The sequence below is a fragment of the Neptuniibacter pectenicola genome (assembly GCF_001597735.1).
Taxonomy (GTDB): Bacteria; Pseudomonadota; Gammaproteobacteria; order Pseudomonadales; family Balneatricaceae; genus Neptuniibacter; species Neptuniibacter pectenicola.
On sequence record NZ_LUTS01000012.1, the window covers coordinates 37,125 to 59,425 of the forward strand.

The window sequence follows — 22,301 nt, forward strand, 5'->3', positions numbered from 1 at the left end:
AACCACCACCGCCCTGCCAACTTCACCTGCCCAATAAACACTAACCCATTGAAATAGATGGATTTTACCACCCACTTTTAAGACAAAAAAAAGACACGAGGCAAGGCCTCCTCAGACAAAGCTGAATTTTTTAAAGTGATCCGCGGTTTGAATTGAATATAAATCAGTCAGCCATTGATCAGATGGTCAATACTTAACCTAGAAAGCGTACAACTTCAGGAGGTAGTGATGACTGTAAACAGCAGCTATAGCAAAAGCACCCAACCTCACTGCTTACACTCATATACAGGCAGTCTGGCAAATACCACATTCACCCCTAGCATTATTAAAAGACTCTCAAACAACCATCCACTTTCCGCACAGTCGAGAAAAGCCTATGCCTATGCCCTCATCTACCGCTTAATCTTCAGTAACCTAAATAAAATATTCGAGGCTGAACTCGCCTACGCCCCATTAGATATTCACTACGAGATGGAGGACGATACAACAACCCCTGACATGCTTTCTGCTACCATCCTTGCCGCTGCCACCAACCTCTTCACCCCCTTCCTTGAGCATCACCCAGAGCTAGACGAATCTCCCGCTCTCGATTGTTTTTTAAATTTGGTTAAAGAAGGGATCAGCAACGGCCTCGCCGAAACCAAAGAGAAACTCGACAGTAAGCAACTATTAGAAGAGCGTATTGCTTGGAAGATAGATTTAATCGATGAACAACTACACCAAGGACTGGACGAATACTGCCAGAGCTTTGGCTACAGCCTTTACGATGAAGCAGAAGCTGAAAGCGACTATGAATTAATGTTGGAAGCTGATCATTTGCTAGATGAAGCGCTATTAGACCGACTACGAAGCTAAGCAATAAAATCACAGTGCCGCGCAAGGTGCAGCACTGTGACTTTTGATACTAATGGAGCTCATCATACTTTTTACGAATAGCCACTAACTTAGGCTGAATATCAAGCGGCGCATAGTTCATCGCTTGCTCAAATAGGTCTTTGTTTTGCTCGGAAAGCCTCTCATCTTCACTCATGGCCGATAGTTTCTCCATCGCTTCTATGAATTTAGGATGTACTTTATCGGTAGCTGCCATGTGGCGCCCTCCTCTGGTAGACCTGCTCTATATTAAATACGCTATTAACGAAAATAACGACGGCAGTTACATTTTAACAACCGCCATCAATTTGAACAGATCTTTTTTAACTTATCTATTTCGGCTTTAAAGAGCGCTGCTGCTTACGCTTAGGCTTAGTAAACTTCGAGCTTTTAAGGTTTTTACCCTTTGCTGCCGAGTCAGCAGAACGCTTACTGGCCGAAGAGGCGATTCTTTTAGCCTGCTTAGTTCCCGCTTTAGCCTTCGCTGTTTTAGCACCTGATAGGTGCCTCGTAGCGGTCTCCTCCGCAGGCACTAAACTATTTTTACCCTCACCAATCAGATGAGCAAACCCCATTTCAGGCAGCTTCTGGCGTAACAAAGGCCAGTTAACTGGATCATGGTATCGCAGTAACGCTTTTTGTATTTTTCGTTGATCGTCATTCTTGGGCGTATAAAGCTTTTCACTTTTATACGTCACTTTCTTAAGCGGATTTTTATCCGAATAATACATCGCCGTCGCTAATGACATCGGAGAGGGGTAAAACGTTTGCACCTGATCAACTTTAAACTCATTACGCTTAAGCCACTGCGCCAAATTAACCATATCCTCATCCTCACAACCGGGATGGGCGGCTATAAAATAGGGGATCAGGTATTGCTTTTTACCCGCTTCACGGGAAAAACGCTCAAACATCTTTTTAAAGGCGTCATAGGTCCCCATGCCAGGTTTCATCATCATGGAGAGCGTACCTTCCTCACTATGCTCAGGCGCAATCTTAAGATAGCCCCCCACATGGTAAGTCACCAACTCACGTACATACTCAGGGTCTTCTACCGCTAAGTCATAACGCAAGCCCGATGAGATTGATACAGTATGCACCCCTTCAACCTTACGTGCTTTTCGGTACAGCTGTGTTGTCGGACTGTGGTCCGTATCTAAATTTTTGCAGATAACTGGGTAAACACAGGAGAGCTTACGACACGACGACTGAATCTCAGGATCATTGCAGTTGAGGTGGTACATATTAGAGGTTGGCCCGCCTAAATCCGAAATAGCCCCTGTAAAACCGGGCACTTTATCTCGTATCTCCTCAATCTCATTGATCACCGACTCATGGGACCGGCTCTGAATAATACGCCCTTCATGCTCGGTAATTGAACAGAACGTACAGCCACCAAAACAGCCTCGCATAATATTAATGGAGAACTTAATCATATCGTAGGCCGGAATTTTCTCCTGACCATAACGGGGATGAGGGATACGCTGATACGGCAGCCCAAACACTTGATCCATTTCAGCAGTCGTCAACGGAATCGGTGGTGGATTAACCCACAACTCACGATTACCATGTTTCTGTACTAAGATACGCGCGTTATGAGGGTTTGATTCTTGGTGAAGAACACGCGAAGCATGGGCATAAAGCGCAGGATCCTTCGAGACTTTTTCAAACGAAGGCAAGCGTATATAGGCCTCATCCGGCAAGCGCGCTTTACCCTTTAACGGCGCAGGGATGATACGTAAAGGCTGAACCTCAGCCTCACCACTGTCTTTTTTATCACAGGTAGCCACATCCTTATATTCATAAGGGTTCGGCAGGTCTTCTATGTAACCAGGCCAATCTATACGGGTGGAATCCACTTCAATGTAATCGGCAGGAATAGAGGAAGAGAGAATGGTTGTGCCACGCAAATCTCGAATACTTTCGATCGATTCGCCATTCGCCAAGCGATGCGTTAATTCAACAATCGCCCTTTCAGCATTACCGTAAAGCAATATATCTGCCGTCGCATCCATCAACACAGAACGACGCACTTTGTCACTCCAATAATCATACTGAGCAATTCGTCGAAGACTGGCCTCAATGCCACCCAATACAACCGGGGTATCTCTGTAGGCTTCTTTACAGCGCTGACTATAAACGATCACTGCGCGATCGGGGCGCTTACCCCCCATCCCGCCAGCAGTATAAGCATCATCATGACGCATACGCTTATCCGCTGTATAACGGTTAATAAGCGAGTCCATGTTGCCGGCGGTAATACCAAAATAGAGATTGGGCTGCCCGAGTGCTTTAAAATCATCCGCACTCGTCCAGTTAGGCTGCGTAATAATACCCACCCTAAAGCCTTGAGCTTCTAAGAGACGCCCCATGACCGCCATACCAAAACTTGGGTGATCGACGTAAGCATCCCCTGAGATAATAATGACATCACAGCTGTCCCAGCCAAGCTGCTCCATTTCCTCCCGTGTTGTGGGAAGGAAAGGTGCGGGGGCATAGCATTCGGCCCAGTATTTTGGATACGAAAAGAGATCTGGGGCTTTGATTTGACTCATATAGGAGGTACAGACCAGAATAAGTGACTAAGAAACTCCATTTTCTCAGAAACAGGGGGCAACTCCCAGTGAAAACCGCTCACATATGCAAACTTTACTTGAGATCCATGGAAAGCCGAGCATCTTGGTAGGTTAATGGGGAGAATTTAAGCGGTTTTTCGCGTTCAGCAACATAAATAGACAGATCCCCTTCCTCATCAATAGAGAAACGCTCTGCTGAAGTCAGTAACACAAGGTAACGATTTTCGTGATACATAACAGGACTCGAGCAACGTCGTCTTGTTAGTATCGGCTTATCAATCTCAATAAAAACAGAAGCTGAGCTGTAGACGCTGCGGTACAAATTACAACCGGCATTACCTGATAATAAATTTTCATTATTAAACGCTAACGTTGTCTCAACGGTAGGCGGAATACCGCGACCAGAAAGGTCTTCCGCTTTCCAATAGGTATTCCTTAAAGAGACACCCTTCACCGCCTGCAACACCAGCTGCCGATTAGCTGCCGAAAACTGCTTATTCTCACCAACTAACACCTTATCAGCATCAACACTCACGCTAATACTCACGCTCGTCACCGGCTCTCCCTCGATAACCGGAATCTCATAGTGATAAGGGAAGTAGTTAATCGCATCAATCCCATCATGCTGGACAGAGCCATCACTACGAATTAACGATACATCAATTTTAGTTGAGTCGGGCAAATGAGATAACATAGGAGATTCAATCACAACCACGCGATCATCCACACCTAGCATAGAGGGACGAGACTCGCATCCAGACAGGATGAAAGAGGAAACAACAGACACTAAGACGAGCGATTTAAAACGCATTCTTCAATTCCGTTTGAAGCAAAAAAAAAGGATAAAAGTAGAATTAAGCTAATGCTAAATAAAACCAGTAGCCAAATAGTAGCATATGACTACTATCTGGCAACTAATCAATTGAGTTAGATATCGCTTACGTCAAACTCAACCAATGGTGATACATCAGCCTCATAATCGATACCGTCGACACCAAAGCCAAACAACTTTAAGAATTCATCTTTATATAACTGATAATCAGTCAACTCAAACAAATTCTCTGTCGTCACTTGCGGCCATATTTCACGACATGCATTCTGAACCTCATCTTTAAGCTCCCAATCATCCATGCGGAATCGGTTGCTTTCATCCATCACAACGGATTCACCATAAAGGCCGGTAGCAAATAGGCGCTGAACTTGCTCCATACAACCTTCATGCAACCCTTGCTCGCGCATCACCTTAAAGCACATTGCCAAATATAACGGCATAACAGGAATCGCTGAACTGGCTTGGGTAACAACCGACTTAAGTACGCCAATGTTACCCTGCCCGCCTTTCGCTTTAAGCTTAGTGTCAATCGCCGCCGCAGCACGGTCAAGATCTTGCTTCGCTTTACCTAACGCACCATCCCAATAGATAGGCCATGTAATATCAGACCCTATATAGGAGTACGCAACAGATTTACAGCCTTCAGCCAATACACCGGCATCATCAAGTGCATTAATCCATAGCTCCCAATCTTCACCCCCCATAACCGTTACAGTGGCGTCGATCTCTTCCTGTGTCGCAGGCTCAACTTCCGTGCTAATAATGACATCTTTATTCGTATCAATGGCCGTCGACTGGTAAGGCTTACCTATAGGCTTAAGGCAAGAGCGAACAACATCACCCGTATCTGGCATTTTTCGTACAGGGGATGCAAGCGAATAAACAACTAAGTCAACTTGCTTCATCTCCTCTTTAATCAATTCGATTGTTTTTGCTTTAGCCTCATGGGAAAAAGCATCGCCGTTCAAGCTTTTTGAGTACAAACCTGCGGCTTTAGCTTCGGCATCAAAAGCGGCGGAGTTGTACCAACCGGCAGTGCCGGTCTTACGCTCAGTGCCTGGCTTTTCAAAAAACACACCGATAGTCGCCGCACCTGAACCAAATGCTGCTGCAATGCGAGATGACAGGCCGTAACCACTCGATGCACCAATAACAAGAACACGTTTAGGTCCGTTATTAATTTCACCTTTGCTTTTTGTATAAGCAATCTGCTCACGAACGTTGGCTGCACAGCCTTCTGGGTGTGTAGTAGTACAAATAAAACCGCGAATTTTTGGTTTGATAATCATGCGTAAACGGGTCTCAAATCCATTAAATAAAGTTGACTGATAAGATACATGAATTGACGTCAAATTTACAGCACCCTCTCCCTCTCACGACAGGGAGAGAAACCACAACAGCTGTCATATTTATCATCTAAAATCCAAGACACCACAGAACGGAAGACCGAAGCGGTTTAATTCTATCGAATTGTTACGGCAACGCTTTTCCATTAGCTATTCATCCGTAATATTCGTTATTATCACACTATTTATCGATGCTTATTTAAGGAATTGCCCGATGTCCAATTTACATGGCTACTACTTAGAAGACCTAGAAGTAGGAATGAACGACTCATTTGCCAAAACGATTACCGATGCCGATGTTTGCTTGTTTGCCGGCATCTCTGGCGATACAAACCCGGTACACATCAACGATGAATACGCCAAAACTACCATGTTTGGAAAACGTATTGTGCACGGCATGTTTAGTGCGGCACTGATATCAACCGTTGCTGGCACAAAACTGCCTGGACCTGGCGCGATTTATATCGACCAACAGATCAAGTTTAAGGCCCCCGTTTTTATCGGTGACACCGCCAAGGCCATACTAACGGTTGAAGAGATTGATACTCGCCGCAAACGTGTTAAATGCAAAACAGAGGTCCATGTGGGCGATACCGTCGTCGCAACAGGTAGCGCAACCTTCATGGTTGATAAACGCGAAGCCTAGCCGATAGGTAGGCCATAAAGCACCCTTTAGCGAGGGTGCTTCACTTTGGTTATTGCGACCGTAGCCCCGCCACAGTGTCCTTTACGCCCTTTAAAACAGCCCCCAGCAAAATACAATACCCGCCCCTTTGAGAGCTGACCTGCATCAAATCAATCTTCTAATTCATACTTAAGTTCATTGATAAGTTTTTTTCGTGCCGTAGAATGTGCGCAAAAAATAACAACAAGATATATGGATATGAAACGAATTCTTATTAGTGCGTGCATGCTTGGTCAAAAGGTTCGCTTTGATGGCGGACACCATTTGATTAACCACCCTATCTTAAAACGCTGGCATAAAGAGGGGCGTTTAGTCCCGATCTGCCCAGAAATATCAGGCGGACTGGCCACCCCGCGCCCACCGGCGGAAACCCAATGCAAGTTCCCGATTCTAATCACTACCAAAGAGGGATTAGATGTAACGCCACAATTTTTAAGGGGGGCTGAAAAAACTCTCGAAGTCGCTCAAAGAGAAGGGGTCGTCTGTGCATTAATGAAAGCAAAAAGCCCCTCTTGTGGTAATAACCAAATCTATGATGGTAACTTCACAAACACCTTAACCGATGGTGCGGGTGTTGCTGCAGCCGAGCTATTAAGAAACGGAATTCCTGTTTTTAACGAAAAACAATTACCCGAACTCTTTGCTTTTATCGAAGATTCAGAAAGAATAACCGCCTAATAATACTTATCCGCAGAGAGTGATAATGGAGCAAGAACTTCAGAATGAGCTAGAAACAATTACAAAGCTCAGCAACATGGTTATCGAGTTTTTCGTCAACTACAGTTTTCAAGTGATTGGCGCCATTATCATTTTCCTTCTAGGGCTTTTTGTCGCCCGCTGGATAGGGAAAATGGTCCTCCGCCTGTGTCAAAAAAAGAATGTTGATGTCACCTTAAGTCTATTCATATCGAGCTGCGTTAAGCTCTTTTTGATCGCAATGGTGCTTATCGTGTGCCTTGGTAAATTTGGCATTAGCGTTGCGCCATTTGTTGCCGCCATCGGTGCGATCTCATTAAGTTTAGGTCTCGCGTTACAAGGGGTCTTCTCCAATTATGGCGCTGGCTTCACCATTATAATCACGCGCCCTTTCGTAGTAGGAAATACCATTAGTATCAATGAGATATCCGGAATAGTTAAAGAAATACGTTTGGCCTACACTATCCTCGATACTGAAGATGGGGAGGTGATCACAATCCCCAACAAACACATTGTTGGCGAGGTTATCGTCAACTCCTTTCAGTACAAGGTTGTCGAGTCATCGGTGGGCATCAGTTATCAATGTGTGCCGGAAAAAGCGATTGAGATAATCAATAATGCCCTTTCACAATTTGATGAGATCCCACGTACCCCTGCGCCTCAAGTTGGCGTTGAAGCCTTCGCCGATTCATCTATCAATATAGGCTACCGTTATTGGGTCCCTACTGAGCGTTATTTTCAAGTTCAGTACCAAGTTAATTTAGCGGTATTCAACGCATTACAAGACGGAAAAATAGTCATTCCGTTCCCGCAGCGGGAAGTCACTTTGACCCACGCAGCCCCATAACTTTCATTTTTACTTGGCAGTTCAATCACTGGCACCTACAATGTGCCTCGTTTTTTAATGAATTCTTTGATTGAGTAATAATATGCGCACAAGCCAATATCTCATTTCCACGGTTAAGGAAACGCCATCTGACGCAGAAGTTATTAGCCATCAGCTAATGCTACGCGCAGGTATGATTCGAAAAGTTGCTTCAGGCTTATACAGCTGGTTACCGCTGGGACTACGCGCCCTACGGAAAGTGGAACGAATCGTGCGAGAAGAGATGGACAAGTCTGGTGCGATGGAAGTACTCATGCCCGCTATTCAACCCGCCGAACTTTGGGAAGAATCAGGTCGCTGGGAGATGTACGGCCCTGAATTATTACGCGTTAAAGACCGTCATAATCGCGAGTTTTGTGTAGGCCCTACCCACGAAGAGGTTATTACCGACCTTATCCGCCGTGAAATCAAAAGCTACAAGCAGCTACCGGCTAACTTTTATCAGATCCAGACAAAGTTCCGTGATGAGATACGTCCACGTTTCGGTGTGATGCGCTCACGCGAATTTATCATGAAAGATGCCTACTCTTTCCATGTAGGTACCGAATCGTTACAACAAACGTATGACCTAATGTACCAAACCTATAGCGCGATATTTAACCGCTTAGGTTTAAATTTCCGTCCAGTATTAGCGGATACAGGCTCTATTGGCGGTGCAACATCCCACGAGTTCCATGTGTTAGCGGAATCTGGCGAAGATGATATCGCCTTTTCCAACGTTAGTGATTATGCAGCCAATGTAGAACTGGCTGAAGCACTCTCGCCTGAAGGTGACCTTGCCGCGCCAACTCTCGAAATGACATTAGTCGATACACCTAACGCTAAAACCATTGATGAACTGGTTACGCAGTTTGATGTTGCGATTGAAAAAACAGTCAAGACACTGTTTGTTGTCGCCTCTGAGCAGTGCGAAGCCGACTTTGTTGCGCTCCTTGTTCGTGGTGACCACGAACTCAACGAGATCAAAGCAGAAAAACTACCTGAAGTAGCAGAACCATTAGCGTTTGCCGACGAAGCGCAGATTCGTGACCTTATCGGTGCAGGCCCCGGTTCCTTAGGCCCAGTCGGATTAACGATCCCTGTGATTGCCGACCGTACTGTCGCGAAAACATCTGATTTTAGCGCAGGCGCGAATATAGAAGGTAAACATTACTTCGGTATCAACTGGAATCGTGATGTAGAGCTTCCTCAAGTAGCGGATATCCGTAACGTGATCGAAGGCGACCCTAGCCCATGCGGTGAAGGTTCTATCGAAATTAAACGCGGCATCGAAGTGGGCCACATCTTCCAGCTAGGTCAAAAATACTCGGAAGCACTCGAAGCCAAAGTACTTGATCAAAACGGCAAGTCCGTCGTGATGGATATGGGCTGTTACGGCATCGGTGTCTCACGTGTTATTGCTGCAACCATTGAGCAAAACCATGACGAGAGCGGCATTATCTGGCCAGAAAGCATTGCGCCGTTCCACATTGCGCTTATCCCTCTTCAATATGATAAGTCCGATGAGGTAAAAGCCTTAACTGATCAGATGTATCAAGACCTTCAACGCGCTGGGTATGATGTCATTCTTGATGACCGTGATAAAAAGACAAGCCCTGGCGTGAAGTTTGCGGACATGGACCTAATGGGTATTCCCCACCGTGTTGTTATTTCGCCACGCGGCTTAGAAGCGGGTACCCTTGAATATAAAGGGCGTCGTGACACAGATAAACAGGATGTGAAGGTCGAAGACCTTATGTCCCTTCTTGCTGAGCGCATTAACCTCTGAGTCAGCGTCAGCAACTAACGCGATGACAACAAAAACGGGCCAATTGGCCCGTTTTTAGTGATCAATCCGCAGGCTTTTCTTCCTCGGGATATAAGCAGTGATACTCATTAATACTGGAACCTATTTCAGTTAACCGCCATACCAGCTCGAAATCAGTAATCTCTCCCGCCCGATGCAGACTATGCAACTCCGCAAAGCGATTCCCTAAAAACAGCGCGATAGATTCAGGTCGTTTTAAGTCGCCTGGCTCAGCGGTCTGACATTCCAATATAGGCTGGTACCAACTCGCTGGAAGCGCCCAAAATTCACATGCCTGACGCGTTAACGCATGGGAGTAATCATTTAATAACCGGCTAAAGACTTGGGGGTGGGGTTCTATTTTTTCATTGCTATGCAGTTCAACTAAGGTTTTAAAGATCATTAACTTACCTATATCGTGAATTAAACCAACGAAATAGGACAAGTTAGGATTGGCACCGAGCTTTTCAGCCAAACGGCGTGCGTTGGAAGCAACCTCAGATGAATGAAGCCATAACGCCTTACCAAACGTATCAAAATAATAGCTATTCACCTCAAACTTATCCGCCACCAGCGACGACATAACCACACTTTTTAAACGCTCAACGCCCAAAATACTAAGTGCGTGGTTCAGGTCTTTAATCTCCATATCAGGCGAAATAAACAACGGCGAGTTCGCAATTGATATGACCTTTCCCGCCAATGCTGGGTCCGCTTGAATCGCCGTAACCACTTTACTTTGTAGCATATTAGGGTCCAGCAGATCCGCCATCAGCGCTAATGCTGTTTTTGACAGCTTAGGAATCGACTCGTCACTTAGCCCTATCAGCGCCTCATCGAGGGACGCTCTTAATAAACGCTCTTGTGCTTTAGAGTCCTCATTATCGAGCGCCCTAACCCCGAGCAAGCTACTAATAAACGTTAAGCTAAGTTCCCGAGCATTATCCAACGACTGGTGGCCATACTGCTCATTGGCCGCTGGATCGAAGGCGGGTGTCTCTTGCGCATGGGTCTGACCGCCAGATGGTCGATCCGTGCTACCCTTTTTATCGATCGGCGACGCTACCTTTTTACCTTTCCCGCGAAAAAAGCCCTTCAATCGCTCAAACATATACCTATCCTCGGTTTACCCGCTCACCGCTACCTAAAGCATCCTGTCCATTTCACTTAATTTATACAATCACAAAAGGAAACGGTAATTCCTCCGCTGGAATCACTTTACTCTTAACCTCCGCCACTACCGCCAATTCAGGGCCTTGACTCAGCCACGCTTCCAACTGTCTGACCGCTAACTCTTCACCTGACACTTTTAACTCAACGCTAAAATCAGGCAAGTTTCTAACCCAGCCGCTTAATCCTAATGATTCCGCCTGCGCTTGAGTCGACTTTCTAAACCACACACCCTGCACACGACCTATCACATATGCATGAAGACAAATCTTTGCCATATATCCCCCAAATTTACGATCTAAGACCCTTGGCTATTCACTACCGTGTTTCTGTACGCTTATCCGATCCCTGATCATCCGTTGCATCCGATAGACCCTTTGAAAACAACTGCTCTAAACACACACTCAACGTATCCTTTTCAACCGCATGTACATCACTTAAACGCTGTTCCAGCTCACGCTCCCACGCCACCACAGACGATGTACTCAACGGTGCGGGGGTTGGCCAAGGCAACAGGTCATTAAGCTCATACAGCGATAAGCTCGACATACTCCGGCTCAATAGATATTCACCTTGATCACTCCGTTTAACAATCCCCTCCTCAACTAACAAAGTTAGGTAGGTATCCCAACGCCCCTGATCTAAGGTATCAACCTCTTGCAATAAACACTGATCCGTCACCGCTTCGCCCCGATTCTGCGCTTTCCACAATCGATGCAATACAGCAACAACCGTGTATAAGTGCGGTATCGTTTTACCTTTATCCATCGGCCGGTACACAGTAATACAACGGGTCAGTTCAGCTCCCATCAAAATGATTACCCAACTGATAAATATCCAAAGAAGAAACAGCGGGACCGCCGCAAAGGCGCCATAAATAAGCTCATACGAGGGGAACTGGGTAACAAACGCCGTAAAGCCACGCTTAGCCGACTCAAACAGCAGCGCTACCACCACACCACCTAGCAGCGCACTTTTAAAGGGAACCCGACAGTTAGGTACGGCCACATAAATAAGCGTAAAGGCAGCAGCAGAAAATAGCATCGGGAGCAAACTCAATAAACGCCCTTTGCCCACCAACTCCGTGGCTGACGAAATAAAAGGCAGGGACGCAATGTAAGAGGTCAGCAACAAGCCTAACCCAATTAAAATCGGGCCTAAGCTTAAAATAGCCCAATAAAGTAAAAAGCTGGATAAGCCTTTACGTGGTTCCGATACACGCCAGATCCGGTTAAATGCAGCTTCAATATTTTTCATCATCATGATGGATGTTACCGCTAAGACACCAATACCCACCGCTGTTAATTTACGCGCCTGAGAGGAAAAATCAGTTAAGTAATCTTGCACCACAGCCCCGGTCGTCGGCACAAAGTTCTGGAACACCCAGCCTTGTAACTCCTGTCCAACGCCCTGAAACGAAGGTACCGCCGCCAGCATGGCATAAGACACTGTCATTAAGGGCACTACGGCAAAAAGCGTGGTGTAGGTTAACGCCGCCGAATTTAAAACCCCTTGGTTATGTCGAAACTGTGTAAAGAGATACCTCAAAAACAGTAGATAGGGATGGTTAAACAATCTGTTCATAACACTCCTTCAAACAGTGCCAAAAAATACAAAATGAAATCTACCTTATAGCCGTATACAATGATGCAAAGTAACCTAACATCTTCAATCAATCACCTATTTTGACACGGATTGATTAATAATTAATAAGTACGGTATAGCACAATGAGTGAAGTAATTATCTACCACAACCCACGTTGCTCCAAATCTCGCCAAACCTTAGCCCTGTTAGAAGAGCATGGCGTTCAACCCGAAATCCGTAAATACCTTGACGATGCCCCTTCAGCGGATGAACTAACACAAGTGTTAGCACAGCTTGGGCTATCTGCACGTGATCTATTAAGAACAAAAGAACCCGAGTTTAAAGAGAATGGCTTAGATGATAGCGCGCTATCAGAAGCACAGATTATAAACATCATGACAAAGGTTCCCAAACTCATTGAGCGCCCAATTGTCATTAAAGGCGACAAAGCGCGTATTGGGCGCCCGCCTGAGTCTGTTTTGGACATTCTGTAAACATGTCACAGCCTTATGTATTGGTGCTGTATTACAGCCGTCATGGCGCAACACGCACAATGGCGCACTCGATTGCACGCGGAGTCGAACAAGCGGGTATAGAAGCACGGTTACGTACAGTCCCCGCCATATCAACCGTATGTGAAGCGACAGAGCCCAGCATCCCTGATGAAGGCGCCCTCTATTGTACTGAGCAGGACCTCGAGGAATGCGCAGGTCTTGCCTTAGGCAGCCCAACTCGATTTGGTAATATGGCAGCCCCCTTAAAGTACTTTATCGATGGCACCAGTGCGTTATGGCTGTCGGGGGCATTAATTGATAAACCGGCCGCAGTATTTAGCGCCAGCTCAAGCCTACATGGCGGACAAGAAACTACGCTGCTTTCTATGATGATTCCATTGCTCCACCACGGCATGATTTTAGCCGGTTTACCCTACAGTGAATCCGCCCTGCTAAAAACGACAACCGGCGGCACTCCCTACGGGGCGACTCATGTTTCAGGCCAAGATAACCGCCCACTTGATGATAATGAGTTATCACTCTGTGTCGCGCAAGGCAAACGCCTTGGCCAACTCGCACGTAAGCTCCACCCTAAACTGTAAACCTAACGACTACATTGAGAACTCTCTTTTGAAAGCATATATACCTGACGATCATAACTACGCTGCTAAAGCCCGTTTTGGCCGAATAGTGACCGTATCAAGTTATGTCACCCTCTTGGGCTGGTTTATCTTATGGCATGTTTTTTTAATCCCCGTACCCACCGCTAATCCGTGGGTGATCAGCCTAATCCATATGCTCCCCTTACTCGTATTTATTCACGTCATCATCACCGGCAATCCCCGTGGCCATGCTTGGCTATGTTTCGTTTTACTACTGCCGTTTATCCAGTCGGTCTTAGCTGCAACCAACCCCAATACGTTTATCTATGGGCTAGGTTACTCACTGTTAGTCGGCACGCTGTTCACCAGCTCAATGATGTATGCACGCTGGCAGAGCCGCTACAACAAACAGTTAGCGCATAGATCAGCGGCACAACAAGCAAACGCCGATGACTCGGACAATTAGACCCAGCCCGTCACTCACTCGGTAAATATGTAGACCCCTATGACAGCTCAGTATCGCGCTGAACAACAAGCCTTACAGCAAGTGCGCAAACAATTTCCGATTTTAGACCAGCAGGCGAACAACTCGCCTCTTGTCTATTTAGATAATGCGGCCACCACACAAAAGCCGCAGAGGGTTATTGATAGCCTCAACCGTTATTACACAATGACGAACAGCAATGTTCACCGCGCGAGTCATACATTAAGCGCCGAGGCCACACTGCAATTTGAGCAAGCCCGAGAAACCCTCGCACAGTTTATCAATGCAGGTCATAGCAAAGAGGTTATCTGGACCCGCGGTACAACAGAGTCCATTAATCTCATCGCCCATAGCTGGGGTAGCACTCTTAGACCCGGCGACGAAATTATCCTGAGCACACTTGAACATCACGCTAACATTGTCCCTTGGCAGTTATTAGCACAACGCACAGGGGCGGTGATCAACGTCATCCCTCTGCAGGATAACGGTGATCTTGATCTAGCAGCCTATAAGCGATTACTTTCCACTAAAACCCGCTTAGTCGCCGTGACTCACGTTTCTAACGCCATAGGCACCATTAATCCGGTTAAACAGATTATCGCATTAGCACATGCTGCAGGGGCTTTAGCACTGATCGATGGTGCACAAGCACTGCCCCACTTTAACGTTGATGTAACCGACTTAGACGCTGACTTTTACGTGTTCTCTGCCCACAAACTCTATGCCCCTACCGGCATCGGTGTTTTGTATGCAAAACAGGCGCTTTTAGAATCAATGCCCCCATGGCAGGCCGGTGGCGAGATGATAGCCAAGGTCAGTTTTACAGAGACAACCTTTAACGACCTGCCTTTTAAATTTGAAGCGGGTACACCGAATATTAGTGGAGCTATCGGCTTTGCAACAGCGATCAAGTGGCTACAAGCACAAGATAGGCGTCTGCTTGAACAACATGAAGCTCACCTGTTTAACCTAGCATTGGATGGCTGCTCACAGATCAAGGGCTGGCAACGTATAGGCTCGCCTGAAAAATCGGTGAGCCTTCTCTCCTTTACATTAGCCGATCAGCACCAACAGGATATTGGTTACATTCTCGACCAACAAGGGATCGCCGTTCGCACAGGCCATCACTGCGCCATGCCACTTATGCAAGCACTGAACTTAGCCGGCACAACCCGTGCGTCATTTGCTTTTTATAACACCCGCGACGAGGTCAACCGTTTAGTCGAGGCGTTAGATAGGATCAGTCACGCCCAGCAAGTATCGATCCCCACTCATCAACCACAAACAGACGATGACAGGTCGCAGCTAAGCGCCCAGACCTCGCTACATGACAAGCTACTGGCATTAAATGGCTGGAACGCCCGTTATCGTGAAATCATGCTGCAAGGTAAACAACTCGCCCACCTGCCAGAGACATTAAAATCTGATGCACACTTAGTGAAAGGCTGCGAAAGTAATACTTGGCTAGTCTACGAATGCCAGCAAGGAGAAACGATACGGCTCAGGGCTGATTCAGACGCACGTATTATTCGTGGCCTACTCGCCTTAATTCTTGATCTATTTGATAATAAGACCGCCCAAGAGATCCAAGCGACCGATATCGAATCGATTTTTAATCAACTCGCCTTGCAGCGTCATTTAAGCCCATCGAGAGGCAACGGCATTCGGGCGATAGTAGATAAAATTTATCAAATAGCTGAAGATAGCTTAACGTCATAAACACGCTTTAATGATTCAACTATTTTAATTACATTAAATAACAGCAATGGAGTAGAGATGAGCAATTTTACTGATGTATCCTACCTTAATACGGTTTTCGGCAACGAAAAAGGGGATATGCAAAACCCAAACTGGGAGAAATCAGCAAAGCAACTCCACCTTATTCAAGAAGAACTTGCCGAGCTTGTTGAGGGCATTGAAAACAAAGATATGTCTGAGATCCGTGACGCGGTTGCTGATATCCTTGTCGTAACATACGGTATGGCACATATTATGGGCATCGATGCTGATAAAGATATGGCAGCGGTCCAAGCAAGCAACTTATCAAAGCTATGTAAAACCCAAGCAGAGATCGACAAAACGCTTGCCTTCTACCGAGATGAAAAAGGCCTAGATGTTTATGCCGGCGGTGAACTTCCAGAAGCCTATGTAAAATCCACAAAAGACCAAACCGGCAGTGATGGTAAGTTCTACCCAGCTCACAAATTCTTAAAAAACACTAACTGGCATGAACCGGTACTCGACTAACACAACGGATTAACGCACACGCCCGTTCATGAGCATTACTTTACATTAGGATTAACGGATGCCTACCTACGATTACCGCATTGAAGCTACAGGTGATGTGATTGAAGTTAAACATACCATGGCCCTCACCCCAAAAAACTGGGGTGAACTCTGTCAGTTAGCCAATATTAGCTTGCTGAATATCCCCCCAGAAAGCAAAGTCACTAAACTGTTGACTGCGGCGGGGATCATTAAAAGCCACACGCTTAACACCCCAGACACACGGCCCTGCGCCCACGGTGGGGACTGCCCAAGCGGCGGCTGTGAGTAGCGAGCGCACAAAAGCGCTCCCCTCCACCTGAGTCGTTGTTATCACCACTCATCCGTCGAAAAGGACCGCGTCGGCAGAAAAGCACGCCATAGATTGTTACACTCGCAACAAACCTGTTTAATTTTCTTACACTGATCGGCAGGAAGCCCGTTTATGAACTCAAAACGCCAACATATACTCCATTGGGCCGAGCAAGGCTACATCAGCCCTGATGACGTAGATGCCGCCCTCTCACTCTCCCATGCAAACCCCGATAACCAGCAATGGTTTCAGTTTATAAAAAACCTTTTTCTATGGCTGGGTGTTATCGCTCTGGCGGCGGGGACTTTATTTTTCTTTGCATTTAACTGGGATGAGATGAGCAACCTCGTTAAATTCGCTTTAGTGCAAACCACTCTCGTGGTCATCACCCTGGTCTATACCAAGCTCAAACCGTTCACGCTACCAAGCACCGCCATCGCTTTCCTTATGGTAATGTTGATCGGCGCCCTGCTTGCGTTAAGTGGACAAGTTTACCAAACGGGAGCTGACCCTTGGCAGCTGTTTGCCATTTGGGCTTTATTTATGACCCCCATTGCCGTCATCAACCGCGCCAGCACGTTGTGGCTCCTGTGGGTCCTCTTAATCAATTTATCCTGTTATCTCTACTATTATGATTTCCGCGGTGTCTTTGGCATTCTGCTGCACTATGACGATTTAGTGGGCCTTTTCCTGCTATTCAATACGTTATTAGCCATCGCCTTTGAAGTACTTCAACAGGGTAAAACACGCTGTTTAGATAACCGTTTGGTCGTTCAAACCTGCTTATTAGCGTCCGGCATAGCCGCAACATGGTTGGCGATTTGGGCAATATTTGATGAGGCCACACTACAATGGGGGCTCCCTTGCTATTTAGTCTGGATCCTCTGCACCTATCTCTACTACCGCTACCGCCTCTTCGACCTTTTCATTATTTCTGGCTGTGTAACCAGCACTATTGTTATTGCGAGTAGCTTATTAATTTATATATTTAATGATGCATTAGAGAGCGACGCCTTCTTAATTATCGCAATATTTATTATCGGGCTCTCTTCATCGGCGGGCATCTGGTTAAAAAAACTAAGTAAAGAACATGCAGCCGATCAGCCAATCGCGAGCGATAAGGAGCATCACGATGCGTAATTCTGGGAATGAGCTATGGCTTGAATTACAGAGAAATAACCTGACCCGCGCTGACTATCCGGAAAACGAATTAGATTTAAGCCCTTGGTATATAAAAACAATGCAGGGTTTTGCCGGTTGGATAGCCGCGCTGTTTTTACTCGCTTTTGTCGGCACCATTATTGGTAGCTTATTTATCTACGATAACCAAGTGCTATTGGCCCTCTGCGGCCTTGTCTGCTGTACTGCCGCGTATTTTATCTTTCGTAATGATAAAACCCCTTTTTTAGAGCAGCTCGGTTTAGCTATAAGCTTGTGCGGCCAGTTTATGGTGGCTTGGGGAATTTTCACCGTTTTTTCGATTTCAGATTCCTCCGCATTTTTGATCTTAGCCTTATTTCAAGGGGCTCTGGCCTTGGTTATGCCGAACTTCCTGCATCGAGTTTTCAGTAGCTGGTTCGCCATGGTTGCGCTCTTTTGGGGCTTAAACCAACAGGGAATTTTTGGCTTAGATAGCGCACTCGCCGCAGCGCTTTTCACCTTGATTTGGATCAAAGAAGAACACTGGTATAAATACCGTTCACATCTACTGCCTATCAGCTTCGGTCTTGCGATCTCACTTCTGCAATTTAGCGGACATTTCCTCTTCCAACATGAACTATCACACTATCTCTCTAGAGCAGAGGTGGGTTTTTTACAACAATACAGCCCCTTGATTGGGAGCCTGGTACTGGCGGGCACATGTGTCTATCTTGTCTTTGCTATTCTGTCAGAACAGAAAATCAAACTGGCCTCGCCATCTGGCTCTATCGCCGTTATCGCAACCCTCATGCTACTCGGGCTATCGTTTAATATTGCAGGTGTTAGCAGTGCCCTCTTAATTCTGCTGATCGGCTTCTTTAGACAACGCCTTATCTTAATGGCGTTAGGCATCCTTGCCTTAATCAGCTTTATATCTTGGTACTACTACAGCCTATCGGAAACACTGCTGGTTAAATCGATCTATCTACTCTCCATCGGCGCAGTCTGCCTGACGGTTGTCGGAGCCCTGCATTACTTCAGCAAGGCTCAACCTACCTTAGACCCAGCAAACAGCGCACCGGTGAAGGGGAAAAAATGGATCGCCTTAGCCACCATTTTAATCGTATTAGCCTGTATCAATATCAATATTTATCAAAAGGAATCGTTAATTCGCGAAGGGCAAAGCGTATTACTCAAACTGGCGCCAGTTGATCCACGTTCACTGATGCAGGGGGATTACATGCGACTTCGTTATACAATGAGTCAAACAATTCAGTACGCGGTCGGCGACAGTGAATCCGTAGATGGGTTTGCCATTGTGCAGCTCGATCAACACAATGTCGCTCAGTTTATTACACTCAACCCGGATACTGAGTTATCGCCTCAACAGCACAAACTGCACTATAGGATCCGTGATGGTGTCTTAAAATTTGCCACTAACGCGTTCTTCTTCCAAGAAGGTAGTGCCAAAATCTATGAGAAAGCGCGGTACGGTGAATTCAAGGTAAGCCCTACTGGGGAGATGCTACTGGTAGGACTGCGCGACGACCAATACACTCTACTAGGTACAAATAGTCCCTAATAACAGACGTGTAAGCAACCACGAAAGCTGGGGAACAGAGAAAGATCCGTTCCCCGGCGTATTAGGGCTTAGTCTGCCTTAAAGTTTTCAGGTAGCGTAATGCCTTTTTCATCAGCACGTTGCTGAATTAATGCACGGTACTCAGATCTGATAGTTTCACGCTCTTCGGGAGATTTAGCATTTTTCAATTCAGTACGATGCGCAGCGCGCTCCTGAACGGAAACAAGCTTACGCACTTGTACACGATCTGCAGCCGCATCATCTGCATGGGCTGCAAATGTAGGAGCAAGAACTAACATCGCCGCAAGTGCGGTTGTAATCAATTGCTTTTTCATAACCGGTGACTCCTTGATAAGTAGAAGCGCCAGAAGCGCCAAAATAATAAATATTGAGCTACGCAGCCTGACTGCAGCCGGTATATCCAGCTCAGGAATACTACTTGTCTATCCTCAGAGCGTACCCTGATGATCGTCAGTGGCTGCATATTAACCATTCCATGGTGAATATGCGAGATGAAAATGGACAAATATTGAGCAATATAGATCTACAAAAAAACACAACTTAAGATTTACTCATATAAACAAGGCGTAACTTAACCATTCGATAAAAACAAAACTCAACAAAAAAAGGTTTAAGCGATCAAAAAATTGGCCTAAACTCATACAAGGAAATTTAAGGGGAAGGAATATGAACCGTACATTAAAATTGATTATAGCGAGTGCTGGACTGTCTGTTTTTTCATTATTACCCATGGCTGCTCATGCAGACGATAGCCGTTATCAATGCACCTATACTCACGCTATATTCACCGCCCCTTTCATGAAAACGCCTGGCACTCGAAACTGCCCAGAAAGCCACTGCAAGTATGAAATTCTCATCTCCGGCGCATCGGGCAGCATCAATGGTGTAAGCGGTTTTAATGTTGAACAAAGCGACAGCACAGTTACATTAAGCCGAACCGCAAAAGACCCTATAATGGGCGGTATGGACACCACTACGTTGACCATCAACAAAACAGATATGAGTTTCGAAGCTGTTAAAACTACAACACCCTCTGTTGTTTTAACAACCCGTGGTAACTGCTCCTAAGTCTCGTTTTTAGCTTGGTTGTTTTGCCCCTTTCTTTACTGATCTTATAGAATCATTATGAACCTAAATGATGTACGGCTGTTTATCCGTGTAATTGAACATAACAGTTTTACCGCGGCAGCCGATAAACTAGGTATACAAAAATCAACGATCAGTAGGCGTATCGCTCAGCTCGAAGATGAACTGGGCGTAAGGCTTCTACAAAGAACAACCCGCAAGCTAAGCCTCACCTCAGAGGGACAAGACCTGTTTCAACGCTGCCAACCGCTTCTCGATGAGCTGGAAGCCGTTGAAGATCGTGTCGTATCTAAACAAGCGGTTCCTAAAGGGCGCTTACGCATCACAATGCCCCCTGAAATGGGCATTTTTATCATGAACGACGTCATCGCCGGTTTCATGAAGATGTATCCCCTCATTCAGATCGACATTGAACTGAGTTCCCGTTTGGTGGATTTAGTTGAAGAGGGTATCGATCTCGCATTAAGGGTCGGTGAGCTAACCGACTCCAGCTTAATTGGACGAAAAATCGCAGATGTAAATATCAAACTGTATGCGGGAACAGGTTATTTACAAGAACAGGGCGAACCTAAAACCCCTAATGACCTACTTACCCATCACTGCTTAGGCGGCGCTCTATCCGATCAAGGCTGGGGCTTTAATAATTGGAACGGTGGCAAACCGGTTCCAACAAACTTTAAGGTTCGCGCAAATAGCATCAGTTTTTGCCGAGAGCTACTGATCAAAAACTTAGGAATTGCCCGCTTGCCGGTCACCTTCTGTGTAGATGACCTTGAAGCGGGACTGATAAAGGAGGTGCTCTCCGACTATCAAGCACCAAGTGTGAGCATACATGCCCTCTACCCAAGTAGACGGCATTTAAACCCTAAAGTACGCCTATTTATAGACTTTATGATTGAAAGCCTTAAAGAGCATCCTTGGTTAAGTTAGCGAACTGCTCTTAACCTCGCTCTTCGCTGTAGACAGCGTATCACCTTGCTGCCACTGCAACTTTTTCTCGATCGCCTGAATCATCATCCGGGCAATATCTTTCCCCGTTGCACCTTCAATCCCCTCTAATCCAGGAGATGAGTTCACCTCTAGCAGCAACGGTCCTTTAGCGGATCGGATAATATCGACACCCGCCACACTTAAGCCCATACATTTCGCCGCTTTAATAGCGATCCGTTTCTCATCAGGTGTTGGACGAATCACGCTCGCCGTACCCCCTTGATGAATATTGGCCCTAAACTCGCCCGGTTCCGCTTCACGCTGAATCGCTGATACCACTTTGCCATCGACCACAAAGCAACGAACATCTTTACCTTGCGCTTCTTTAATGAACTCCTGTACCAGAATATCTGCATTCAAGCTTTTAAAAGCATTGATAACACTGTCTGCAGCCTTATTGGTTTCTGCCAGTACCACGCCTTTACCCTGCGTGCCCTCCAACAGTTTAACAATAAGCGGTGCACCACCCACCATGCTAATAAGGTCATCCGTTTCTAATGGCGAATTCGCAAAGCCCGTAATTGGAATATCAATATTATTTTCAAACAGCAACTGTAAAGAGTGCAGCTTATCTCGTGATTGTGTAATCGCCGCCGCGGTATTCAGGCAATAAACCCCCATGGAAGCGAATTGACGTGTTAATGCGCAACCATAAAAGGTCATACTCGGCCTAATACGTGGAATAACCGCATCTAAATCATCGAGAACACGCCCACCGCGGTAATGAACTTCAGGCTCTTCCGCATCCATCTTCATGTAACAGTGCTTAATATTTAAAAACACCATTTCATGACCGAGCTGTTCACCCGCTTCAATAATACGTCGGTTACTGTACAAATTAGGATTACTGGCCAGCAAACCGATCTTCAAACCGCCCACTGACGGCTTT

24 protein-coding genes are annotated in these 22,301 nt (G+C 46.1%); 15 read left to right on the plus strand and 9 right to left on the minus strand.

Annotated features, from left to right (window positions below):
- Positions 1–228 precede the first annotated feature (228 nt).
- The gene (locus tag A3773_RS14300) at positions 229–855 is read left to right on the plus strand and encodes a DUF5610 domain-containing protein (RefSeq protein ID WP_067987216.1); all 627 of its coding nucleotides are present in this window, start codon (positions 229–231) and stop codon (positions 853–855) included.
- A gap of 49 nt (positions 856–904) precedes the next feature.
- Here the strand turns inward: A3773_RS14300 and A3773_RS14305 are convergent, their stop codons facing one another.
- The 4 genes from A3773_RS14305 to fabV form a co-directional block, all read right to left on the minus strand.
- The gene (locus tag A3773_RS14305) at positions 905–1,090 is read right to left on the minus strand and encodes a hypothetical protein (protein ID WP_067987219.1); all 186 of its coding nucleotides are present in this window, start codon (positions 1,088–1,090) and stop codon (positions 905–907) included.
- Positions 1,091–1,205: 115 nt separating this feature from the next.
- A complete protein-coding gene (locus A3773_RS14310) occupies positions 1,206–3,428 on the minus strand; it encodes a YgiQ family radical SAM protein (protein ID WP_067987222.1) in 2,223 nt (740 codons plus the stop codon).
- A gap of 94 nt (positions 3,429–3,522) precedes the next feature.
- Complete coding sequence (locus A3773_RS14315; RefSeq protein WP_082800642.1) at positions 3,523–4,260, minus strand: META domain-containing protein; 738 nt, start codon at positions 4,258–4,260, stop codon at positions 3,523–3,525.
- Between the two features lie 116 nt (positions 4,261–4,376).
- Positions 4,377–5,570 carry an enoyl-ACP reductase FabV gene (gene fabV, locus A3773_RS14320; RefSeq protein ID WP_067987226.1) on the minus strand — a complete coding sequence of 398 codons (1,194 nt, stop codon included), beginning with the start codon at positions 5,568–5,570 and terminating at the stop codon, positions 4,377–4,379.
- Between the two features lie 271 nt (positions 5,571–5,841).
- On the opposite strand from fabV, the gene A3773_RS14325 reads away from it, so the two are divergent.
- From A3773_RS14325 to A3773_RS14340, 4 genes are all read left to right on the plus strand, one after another.
- Entirely contained in the window at positions 5,842–6,273 is a 432-nt protein-coding gene (locus A3773_RS14325; RefSeq protein WP_067987229.1) for a MaoC family dehydratase, read from the plus strand.
- A gap of 237 nt (positions 6,274–6,510) precedes the next feature.
- A complete protein-coding gene (locus A3773_RS14330) occupies positions 6,511–6,990 on the plus strand; it encodes a 2-thiouracil desulfurase family protein (protein WP_067987232.1) in 480 nt (159 codons plus the stop codon).
- A gap of 25 nt (positions 6,991–7,015) precedes the next feature.
- A complete protein-coding gene (locus tag A3773_RS14335) occupies positions 7,016–7,855 on the plus strand; it encodes a mechanosensitive ion channel family protein (RefSeq protein ID WP_067987234.1) in 840 nt (279 codons plus the stop codon).
- A gap of 82 nt (positions 7,856–7,937) precedes the next feature.
- Positions 7,938–9,662, plus strand: coding sequence for a proline--tRNA ligase (locus A3773_RS14340; RefSeq protein ID WP_067987237.1), 1,725 nt, complete (start codon positions 7,938–7,940; stop codon positions 9,660–9,662).
- Positions 9,663–9,723: 61 nt separating this feature from the next.
- On the opposite strand, the gene A3773_RS14345 is transcribed toward A3773_RS14340, so the two are convergent.
- The 3 genes from A3773_RS14345 to A3773_RS14355 all read right to left on the minus strand — a co-directional run bounded on the left by A3773_RS14345 (position 9,724) and on the right by A3773_RS14355 (position 12,434).
- On the minus strand, positions 9,724–10,791 hold the full coding sequence (locus A3773_RS14345) for an HDOD domain-containing protein (RefSeq protein ID WP_067987239.1): 1,068 nt from the start codon (positions 10,789–10,791) through the stop codon (positions 9,724–9,726).
- A 61-nt stretch (positions 10,792–10,852) separates the two neighbouring features.
- Positions 10,853–11,128: an acylphosphatase gene (locus A3773_RS14350; protein WP_067987242.1), complete on the minus strand. Its 276-nt coding sequence runs from the start codon at positions 11,126–11,128 to the stop codon at positions 10,853–10,855.
- 40 nt (positions 11,129–11,168) lie between these two features.
- The gene (locus tag A3773_RS14355) at positions 11,169–12,434 is read right to left on the minus strand and encodes a YihY family inner membrane protein (RefSeq protein ID WP_067987244.1); all 1,266 of its coding nucleotides are present in this window, start codon (positions 12,432–12,434) and stop codon (positions 11,169–11,171) included.
- Between the two features lie 144 nt (positions 12,435–12,578).
- Here A3773_RS14355 and arsC point away from each other — a divergent pair, with 144 nt between their 5' ends.
- The 8 genes from arsC (at position 12,579) to A3773_RS14395 (ending at position 19,315) form a co-directional block, all read left to right on the plus strand.
- On the plus strand, positions 12,579–12,929 hold the full coding sequence (arsC, locus tag A3773_RS14360) for an arsenate reductase (glutaredoxin) (protein WP_067987247.1): 351 nt from the start codon (positions 12,579–12,581) through the stop codon (positions 12,927–12,929).
- 2 nt (positions 12,930–12,931) lie between these two features.
- Complete coding sequence (wrbA, locus tag A3773_RS14365) at positions 12,932–13,531, plus strand: NAD(P)H:quinone oxidoreductase (protein WP_067987249.1); 600 nt, start codon at positions 12,932–12,934, stop codon at positions 13,529–13,531.
- 28 nt (positions 13,532–13,559) lie between these two features.
- Positions 13,560–13,997, plus strand: coding sequence for a DUF2069 domain-containing protein (locus A3773_RS14370; RefSeq protein WP_067987252.1), 438 nt, complete (start codon positions 13,560–13,562; stop codon positions 13,995–13,997).
- A 39-nt stretch (positions 13,998–14,036) separates the two neighbouring features.
- A complete protein-coding gene (locus tag A3773_RS14375) occupies positions 14,037–15,734 on the plus strand; it encodes a SufS family cysteine desulfurase (protein ID WP_067987256.1) in 1,698 nt (565 codons plus the stop codon).
- 57 nt (positions 15,735–15,791) lie between these two features.
- A complete protein-coding gene (locus A3773_RS14380) occupies positions 15,792–16,262 on the plus strand; it encodes a nucleoside triphosphate pyrophosphohydrolase family protein (protein ID WP_067987259.1) in 471 nt (156 codons plus the stop codon).
- Between the two features lie 58 nt (positions 16,263–16,320).
- Positions 16,321–16,572: an FmdB family zinc ribbon protein gene (locus tag A3773_RS14385; protein WP_067987261.1), complete on the plus strand. Its 252-nt coding sequence runs from the start codon at positions 16,321–16,323 to the stop codon at positions 16,570–16,572.
- A gap of 153 nt (positions 16,573–16,725) precedes the next feature.
- Complete coding sequence (locus A3773_RS14390) at positions 16,726–17,733, plus strand: DUF2157 domain-containing protein (RefSeq protein WP_067987265.1); 1,008 nt, start codon at positions 16,726–16,728, stop codon at positions 17,731–17,733.
- On the plus strand, positions 17,726–19,315 hold the full coding sequence (locus tag A3773_RS14395; protein ID WP_067987270.1) for a GDYXXLXY domain-containing protein: 1,590 nt from the start codon (positions 17,726–17,728) through the stop codon (positions 19,313–19,315). The genes A3773_RS14390 and A3773_RS14395 overlap by 8 nt, the downstream gene beginning before the upstream one ends.
- Positions 19,316–19,383: 68 nt before the next feature.
- Here the strand turns inward: A3773_RS14395 and A3773_RS14400 are convergent, their stop codons facing one another.
- The gene (locus tag A3773_RS14400; RefSeq protein ID WP_067987272.1) at positions 19,384–19,650 is read right to left on the minus strand and encodes a hypothetical protein; all 267 of its coding nucleotides are present in this window, start codon (positions 19,648–19,650) and stop codon (positions 19,384–19,386) included.
- Between the two features lie 352 nt (positions 19,651–20,002).
- Here A3773_RS14400 and A3773_RS14405 point away from each other — a divergent pair, with 352 nt between their 5' ends.
- Positions 20,003–20,404 carry a hypothetical protein gene (locus tag A3773_RS14405; protein ID WP_067987275.1) on the plus strand — a complete coding sequence of 134 codons (402 nt, stop codon included), beginning with the start codon at positions 20,003–20,005 and terminating at the stop codon, positions 20,402–20,404.
- A gap of 57 nt (positions 20,405–20,461) precedes the next feature.
- On the plus strand, positions 20,462–21,352 hold the full coding sequence (locus tag A3773_RS14410) for a LysR family transcriptional regulator (protein WP_067987277.1): 891 nt from the start codon (positions 20,462–20,464) through the stop codon (positions 21,350–21,352).
- On the opposite strand, the gene rimK is transcribed toward A3773_RS14410, so the two are convergent.
- Positions 21,344–22,282, minus strand: coding sequence for a 30S ribosomal protein S6--L-glutamate ligase (gene rimK / locus A3773_RS14415; RefSeq protein ID WP_197462801.1), 939 nt, complete (start codon positions 22,280–22,282; stop codon positions 21,344–21,346). The two genes, A3773_RS14410 and rimK, sit on opposite strands and share 9 nt — an antisense overlap.
- Between the last annotated feature and the right edge of the window lie 19 nt (positions 22,283–22,301).

Excerpts from the sequence above, each read along its gene's own strand:
- A3773_RS14300 (WP_067987216.1), top strand. The coding sequence starts at position 229 with ATGACTGTAAACAGCAGCTATAGCAAAAGCACCCAACCTCACTGCTTA.
- A3773_RS14305 (WP_067987219.1), bottom strand. The coding sequence starts at position 1,090 with ATGGCAGCTACCGATAAAGTACATCCTAAATTCATAGAAGCGATGGAG.
- A3773_RS14310 (WP_067987222.1), bottom strand. The coding sequence starts at position 3,428 with ATGAGTCAAATCAAAGCCCCAGATCTCTTTTCGTATCCAAAATACTGG.
- A3773_RS14315 (WP_082800642.1), bottom strand. The coding sequence starts at position 4,260 with ATGCGTTTTAAATCGCTCGTCTTAGTGTCTGTTGTTTCCTCTTTCATC.
- fabV (WP_067987226.1), bottom strand. The coding sequence starts at position 5,570 with ATGATTATCAAACCAAAAATTCGCGGTTTTATTTGTACTACTACACAC.
- A3773_RS14325 (WP_067987229.1), top strand. The coding sequence starts at position 5,842 with ATGTCCAATTTACATGGCTACTACTTAGAAGACCTAGAAGTAGGAATG.
- A3773_RS14330 (WP_067987232.1), top strand. The coding sequence starts at position 6,511 with ATGAAACGAATTCTTATTAGTGCGTGCATGCTTGGTCAAAAGGTTCGC.
- A3773_RS14335 (WP_067987234.1), top strand. The coding sequence starts at position 7,016 with ATGGAGCAAGAACTTCAGAATGAGCTAGAAACAATTACAAAGCTCAGC.
- A3773_RS14340 (WP_067987237.1), top strand. The coding sequence starts at position 7,938 with ATGCGCACAAGCCAATATCTCATTTCCACGGTTAAGGAAACGCCATCT.
- A3773_RS14345 (WP_067987239.1), bottom strand. The coding sequence starts at position 10,791 with ATGTTTGAGCGATTGAAGGGCTTTTTTCGCGGGAAAGGTAAAAAGGTA.
- A3773_RS14350 (WP_067987242.1), bottom strand. The coding sequence starts at position 11,128 with ATGGCAAAGATTTGTCTTCATGCATATGTGATAGGTCGTGTGCAGGGT.
- A3773_RS14355 (WP_067987244.1), bottom strand. The coding sequence starts at position 12,434 with ATGAACAGATTGTTTAACCATCCCTATCTACTGTTTTTGAGGTATCTC.
- arsC (WP_067987247.1), top strand. The coding sequence starts at position 12,579 with ATGAGTGAAGTAATTATCTACCACAACCCACGTTGCTCCAAATCTCGC.
- wrbA (WP_067987249.1), top strand. The coding sequence starts at position 12,932 with ATGTCACAGCCTTATGTATTGGTGCTGTATTACAGCCGTCATGGCGCA.
- A3773_RS14375 (WP_067987256.1), top strand. The coding sequence starts at position 14,037 with ATGACAGCTCAGTATCGCGCTGAACAACAAGCCTTACAGCAAGTGCGC.
- A3773_RS14380 (WP_067987259.1), top strand. The coding sequence starts at position 15,792 with ATGAGCAATTTTACTGATGTATCCTACCTTAATACGGTTTTCGGCAAC.
- A3773_RS14385 (WP_067987261.1), top strand. The coding sequence starts at position 16,321 with ATGCCTACCTACGATTACCGCATTGAAGCTACAGGTGATGTGATTGAA.
- A3773_RS14390 (WP_067987265.1), top strand. The coding sequence starts at position 16,726 with ATGAACTCAAAACGCCAACATATACTCCATTGGGCCGAGCAAGGCTAC.
- A3773_RS14395 (WP_067987270.1), top strand. The coding sequence starts at position 17,726 with ATGCGTAATTCTGGGAATGAGCTATGGCTTGAATTACAGAGAAATAAC.
- A3773_RS14400 (WP_067987272.1), bottom strand. The coding sequence starts at position 19,650 with ATGAAAAAGCAATTGATTACAACCGCACTTGCGGCGATGTTAGTTCTT.
- A3773_RS14405 (WP_067987275.1), top strand. The coding sequence starts at position 20,003 with ATGAACCGTACATTAAAATTGATTATAGCGAGTGCTGGACTGTCTGTT.
- A3773_RS14410 (WP_067987277.1), top strand. The coding sequence starts at position 20,462 with ATGAACCTAAATGATGTACGGCTGTTTATCCGTGTAATTGAACATAAC.